This window comes from Synechococcus sp. OH2, from assembly GCF_047462155.1.
In the GTDB taxonomy this organism is placed as follows: Bacteria; Cyanobacteriota; Cyanobacteriia; order Thermostichales; family Thermostichaceae; genus Thermostichus.
In genome coordinates this window covers 293-4,401 of record NZ_JANSIR010000045.1, presented here as the reverse complement: position 1 = coordinate 4,401, position 4,109 = coordinate 293, and the positions used below count along the sequence as shown (strand labels likewise).

Annotated in this window: 6 protein-coding genes and 1 pseudogene; 2 read left to right on the top strand and 5 right to left on the bottom strand. The window is 60.5% G+C overall.

Annotated features, from left to right (window positions below):
* A partial coding sequence (locus NW835_RS03280; protein ID WP_414414511.1) for a serine/threonine protein kinase occupies nt 1–434 on the bottom strand: 434 nt, incomplete at its 3' end.
* A 96-nt stretch (nt 435–530) separates the two neighbouring features.
* Between NW835_RS03280 and NW835_RS03275 the strand changes: the two genes are divergently transcribed.
* On the top strand, nt 531–812 hold the full coding sequence (locus tag NW835_RS03275; protein WP_414371035.1) for a J domain-containing protein: 282 nt from the start codon (nt 531–533) through the stop codon (nt 810–812).
* A gap of 393 nt (nt 813–1,205) precedes the next feature.
* On the opposite strand, the gene NW835_RS03270 is transcribed toward NW835_RS03275, so the two are convergent.
* The 4 genes from NW835_RS03270 to NW835_RS03255 all read right to left on the bottom strand — a co-directional run bounded on the left by NW835_RS03270 (nt 1,206) and on the right by NW835_RS03255 (nt 3,261).
* Complete coding sequence (locus NW835_RS03270) at nt 1,206–1,883, bottom strand: chorismate pyruvate-lyase family protein (RefSeq protein ID WP_414371033.1); 678 nt, start codon at nt 1,881–1,883, stop codon at nt 1,206–1,208.
* A gap of 75 nt (nt 1,884–1,958) precedes the next feature.
* Complete coding sequence (locus NW835_RS03265; RefSeq protein WP_414335049.1) at nt 1,959–2,462, bottom strand: AbrB family transcriptional regulator; 504 nt, start codon at nt 2,460–2,462, stop codon at nt 1,959–1,961.
* Nucleotides 2,459–2,908, bottom strand: coding sequence for a Fur family transcriptional regulator (locus NW835_RS03260; RefSeq protein WP_414336590.1), 450 nt, complete (start codon nt 2,906–2,908; stop codon nt 2,459–2,461). Before NW835_RS03260 ends, NW835_RS03265 begins: the two co-directional genes overlap by 4 nt.
* 29 nt (nt 2,909–2,937) lie before the next feature.
* Nucleotides 2,938–3,261, bottom strand: a complete 324-nt coding sequence (locus tag NW835_RS03255) for a DUF1825 family protein (protein WP_414335060.1) — start codon at nt 3,259–3,261, stop codon at nt 2,938–2,940.
* Nucleotides 3,262–3,435: 174 nt separating this feature from the next.
* Here NW835_RS03255 and NW835_RS03250 point away from each other — a divergent pair.
* Nucleotides 3,436–4,109, top strand: a pseudogene (locus NW835_RS03250) (TIGR00303 family protein); the annotation flags it as partial.

The following is a 4,109-nucleotide window of genomic DNA, read 5'->3' as shown; positions in this document are numbered from 1 at the left end:
CTGGGCTTGAGATCCCGGTGGATGACCGGCGGGTGGAGCTCATGGAGGTAAATGAGGATGCGCAGCAGCTTTTGCGCTAGGTCGCGCACCTCCGGCTCGGCAAAACGCCGCCCTCGCTCCATCCACTCCTGCAGCGAGGGGGCGTCGATGTAGCTTTGCACCAGCGCCAGGCCGCGCCCCCCTTTCAGGGCAATTTCAAAGCAATCGCGGTACTGGGGAATGGCCGGGTGGGAGAGAGTTTGCAGGATCTGGGCTTCTCGCTCAAACAGCTTCAGGTCGGCCCAGTTGAAATCCGGCCCGAATAGGATTAGCTTGATGACAACCGGTTCTGAGGTGAGGAGATCCCGCGCTAGGTAGGTGTGTCTACCGCTACGCTTGCTCAGCCGCCGCTCGAGTTGATACCGCTGCCGCCAAACTGGACGCTCTGAAGCCATCTCTCCTCGCTCAAGCACCCCGTTTGCTCAGCTCCATAGTAGCTCTAGGACAGGGATCCCCTCGGGGTCAGAAATTTGTTCTGGGAGACAGAATCAATGGGATTCCTGGAAAGCCTATCCAACAGCTTTCCCAAAACGGGCAGGATATGCTGGCGAGGGATCCCTGGTTCTCTACCGAGTCTCCCCTGGCCCCTCCGCCTGTTTCCCCACCTACTACCAGGGCTTTCTCCCCAAGCCAGCCTGGGGGAGATCAAAGCCGCTTACCGTCGGCGGGTGCGCGAGATTCACCCAGCTCGTCTGCCTGCCGACTTCCCCGAAGGGTTGCAGCAATTGGCCCAGCGAGATACCACGTCCCTCAGCAATAGCCAGCAACGCTGAGTCTACATCTCAGCCTCCTCCCCCAGCCCTCCCCCTTGCCAAAGCCGGCTGTGACCTCTGCTGCTTGGCTTGCGCTCTTGAGTGCCGGCTGGAGGGGGGCTGCTCTCTGTTTGGCAAGTTTGGTCCTCTGGAATGTCCTCAGCCCAGCCCAAGGTTTGGATGTGGCCAGCAAAACGGTTGTTGTTGGCACCTCTCAGTTTCTCGGCAATGCGGATCCTTCTCTGGCAGCCTCCTCTGTCCCCCCAGACATCCGACACGGGCAACGCCCTAGAAGGTTCTCGGCCCCAGTTGCCCCTTCTGCTGGTCTCCTTTCTCCCTCCTAGCGGCCAGCCCAACTCGCATGCTATCGGCCAACGGCAGCAAAGAACGCCGGCAAGCCGCGCGCTGGGTGCCCTAGCCAGGCAGGACTCTGGCCCGCAGGCGGGAGGAAAAGACCTCGTAAATAACCGTCAAAGGCTGGCCCTGGTGTAACAGGAGATAGTGCCTAGCCCAAAAAGGACCGGGGCAGTTGAGAAGCCGGGCAATAGGCTCGGCTTCGCCGTAGTAGAGCCGCCGCAACTCGCGAAAGGTCTCCAGTTTTTCTTGGATTAGGTTTTGACCAATGGGCAGATTGGGATGGGGCAAGTATCGAGCCAGATGGTCGGAGTTCCACCAAGAGGTGGCATAGAGCAAGGGCTGCTGAGAGGTTGCTCCACACAGCCAAACCCGCCGCCGCATCAAGGGGGATCCCAGCCGTGCCAAATCCTTGGCCAGCCGTTGCATGGACTGGGGGGCGGCCCTCTGCTCCGCCGGCAAATCGACCCGGCCCGTGTCGAGCAGATGGGCCTGAATCGGCTCTTGGGTCAAGGCAGCCAGGTTGCGGGTGGTCAAGCCATCCCCCAAGAGCAGCAGGCGCAACACGGGATCCACCTGCACCAACTCAGGCTGTAGCGGGTCTACCTCCCCCTGCCAATGCAGTTGCAGGGGCCACCAATCGCCTTGGCCAGAGGAGACGTTAGAACAGAGAGCAGCGCTCCAAGGGGATCCTGCGGCGTCGGCCTGGTAGGTCAGTGGAGAAGGGGAAAGTTCCAAGGCGGAGGTTCGGTTGTTAAGTTCTGTATCGCTCCTTAGTCTAACCCACCCCCTGCTGCAGCTCTAGGGGCTTGCCTAGCTGGTGCCCGGCTGGATCAGCAGCCGTACCACCCAGGGGACGACCACGATGACGCTGATCAGGCGGGCCAGATGCATGACCACCACTGTGCTGGTTTGGGCTCCCATGTCCAGGGCAATCAAGCTCATATCGGAAATGCCCCCTGGCGCCGTGCCCAAGATGGCCGTGAGGCGCTCGATGCCCAACCAACGGGAGATCAAATACCCCGACAAAACTCCCGTGCCCACCGCAATCACCGTACAGAGCAGGGCCGGTCGCCACAGATCCTTCAGGGCAAAGAAGGTCTCAGCAGTGAGCTTGCTGCCCAAAAGGATGCCCAGCACCACCTGCATGACAAAGCGGATCCCGGCTGGGGGAGTGGGGATCGGGATCGCCCCCCAAACATTGACCAAACCCACTGCTACCATCGAGCCCACCAAGGCTCCTGCCGGCAGCCTCAGCTTGACTGCAATCAGGGCACCTGCCAACCCGATCAACACCGTCCAGAGATAGTTCATCATTGCGGCTTGGCCTCGCGGCAAGGGGATCTCTGCAAAGCAGGGCTTGGCCCACCTTTTCCACGACATTCGGCGCAAATGCCGTAGAAGTCCAGCACATGGTACTCGATCACAAATTGGTAGCGGCTGGCAAGCTGCTCCTCCAGATCTTCCACCGGGCAATCCGGCAGAGGCACCACCCGCCGACATTCGGTGCAGATCAGGTGATGGCGGTTGTGGCCGTTGCTGGGCAGAACCTGATAGTAGGTTTGCTGATCCCCCAAGTTAACCGCCTGCAGCTTGCCCTCATTGCGCAGAGCATCCAAAACTCGGTAAACCGTGGCCAGACCCACCGTGTGGTTGGCATTGCGTAACTCCAAAAAGATCTCTTGCGCCGAAAGGGGCTGTGAGCGCTGCTCTAGCAGCTCCAGAATTAATTTCTGGTTGCGGGTCTGGCGGGAAGAAGACATGATCCTTTTGTCTGGGTCATTCTTTGGGGTCAACGCTCAGAGTCTGCCTCGGCTTTCATGCGCTCTAGGGTCTGGTGCATCTGGTCGAACATTTGGGTTAGGGAGAGCCCAAATCCCCCAAGCTGGGTTTGCAGTTGTTTGATGGTCATCTGAGCCATAAAGTCGTCGGAGAGCTCCAGCCGCTTCATGAAAATGCGCTGGCGCTCCAGCAATTCTTCCATTCGCTCAATGAAGATTTTTTTGCCTTCCCGGTCGAATTGGCCGTAGCGCTCGCCAAGTCGCATCAGGTTTTGGAAGTCCTGAAACAGTTGCTTGGCTTCTTCTTGGACGATCTCCGAGTCGAAAAAACTCATGGCCTTCGGTTTGCTCTCCATAAACTGTATTGGGTATACCTATCCTATCCGATCGGGCTGGGGGGCGCAGTCCCTGCCGTTTTCCGGCCAGTACGGGATCCCGCCCTTCGCTTGGGTGGAGAATGGAGTTTGGGCCTGTCTGCCCCGCTCTCTGCTATGTTCCCCTTTCCTGGTGTGAAGGCTTACACGCAGCCGGCTTTGGCCCGGCAGTGGTGCCAACGGGTGCAGGGATCCCGACCGCTGTTTTTGGCCTGCCTGGGGTTTACGGAAACAGCTCTTGTGCCGGGCATCTCCGCTGCCGGCGCCACGCCCTCCTTGCGGCGCTACACGGCCCTTGCCGATGGAGAGGTGCTGCTGGGGGGCTATTCTCACCGCTTACCCACCTCTCCCGATGGCTATCCTTCACCGGTGGTGATCAGCCGCGCCGTCCTGAGGGAGTTGGGGATCCCCTGTCGCGTGTTCGACTGTGGTTTGCCGGAGCCGCTGCCGGGGGCAGAAACGGTAAGCGCCAGGGGGATGGCCCGCTGCTTGAGCACGGGGCAGGCTTTATCTCTGGAACAGGTGGGATCCCTGTGGCAGGAGGGGTACGAGCGGGGATCCCGGCTGGAGTCGAGCTACTGCGTCATCGGCGAATGTGTGGCAGGGGGCACCACCACGGCACTGGCGGTGTTGCTGGGGCTGGGCTGGCAAGCAGAGGGCATGGTCAACAGCAGCCACCCGGTCTGTAACCACGCCCAAAAGCTGGCCTTGGCGCGGCAAGGTCTGGCCCATCTCTCGCCCAACGCTACAGCGCCAGAGGTGGTGGCCGCTGTGGGGGATCCGATGCAGCCCTTTGTGGCCGGGCTGGC